The sequence below is a fragment of the Citrobacter sp. Awk 4 genome, assembly GCF_028069725.1.
Classification (GTDB): Bacteria; Pseudomonadota; Gammaproteobacteria; order Enterobacterales; family Enterobacteriaceae; genus Citrobacter_D.
Map to the genome: position 1 here is coordinate 1 of NZ_JANEWG010000134.1, position 818 is coordinate 818.

2 protein-coding genes and 1 pseudogene are annotated in these 818 nt (G+C 39.4%); 1 reads left to right on the top strand and 2 read right to left on the bottom strand.

Annotated features, from left to right (window positions below; all coding sequences use genetic code 11):
* Positions 1-274 (top strand): putative phage abortive infection protein (locus NNO04_RS22495; RefSeq protein ID WP_271446530.1); only part of this gene is annotated, 274 nt, incomplete at its 5' end.
* Between the two features lie 37 nt (positions 275-311).
* Here NNO04_RS22495 and NNO04_RS22500 read toward each other — a convergent pair.
* Positions 312-569: pseudogene (locus tag NNO04_RS22500) on the bottom strand (tyrosine-type recombinase/integrase); the annotation flags it as partial.
* A gap of 28 nt (positions 570-597) precedes the next feature.
* Positions 598-818 (bottom strand): integrase core domain-containing protein (locus tag NNO04_RS22505; RefSeq protein WP_271445925.1); only part of this gene is annotated, 221 nt, incomplete at its 5' end.

Here is an 818-nt window from a genome sequence, read left to right on the forward strand (position 1 = left end):
TTCTAGTATTGATGATAACTCAAAGAAAAAATATGCAAACATTCTCCGCGCACAACTTTCCAATTATGAGTTGTTAATGCTTTTATATAATGGGAACAGCAAAAATGGTTTAAAGTTTAAAGAGTATTTTAATGAGTATGCGGTTATGGATAACTTGCCTGTAGATAAATTAATTAGTGATGCTCATGTTTTTTTCATTGAGGAAAAAGCGTGGGGGGATAATCATGATGCTTTATTACTTTTTAGTAAAGCAAAGCAAAGCAAAATGTTATAGAACTTTAAGGGCATAAAGAATTTTATGCCCTTAAATATTATAAAGCGATTCTCACCCAATTTTTTCCACGGTCATCATGATAACGATCAGTTTGTTGTTGCGTTTTATGTCCAAGTAGTTTTTGTGTATCGATCCCTTGCTCCTTGTACAGACGTTCAGATAATGACCTTTGTTCATGGAAAGTTGCCGGCGTTCCTTCTCCCCATTTAATCCCAGCAAGGTCCCTTGCTTTACTAAAATTCATTGTCAGCGTTCTGGCTTTAACCTGTGCCCCCCGTTCTGCTTGTGATGTTGTGACCTGCCCCCAGGATTAGATACAACCTTCAGTTAGTAATGTCGGTTGGTTTTTCTTCATATTTTCCGTTTCGCCAGTCCGCTGCAAATTCAGCTGGCGTCTGGTAATCCAGCGATGAATGGGGACGGCACTCGTTATAATCCTGCCGCCAGTCATTAATCGTTTTCCTGGCATAAGTAATATCGCCGAACCAGTGCTCGTTCAGGCATTCATCTCTGAATCGTCCGTTGAAACTCTCAATAAATCCGT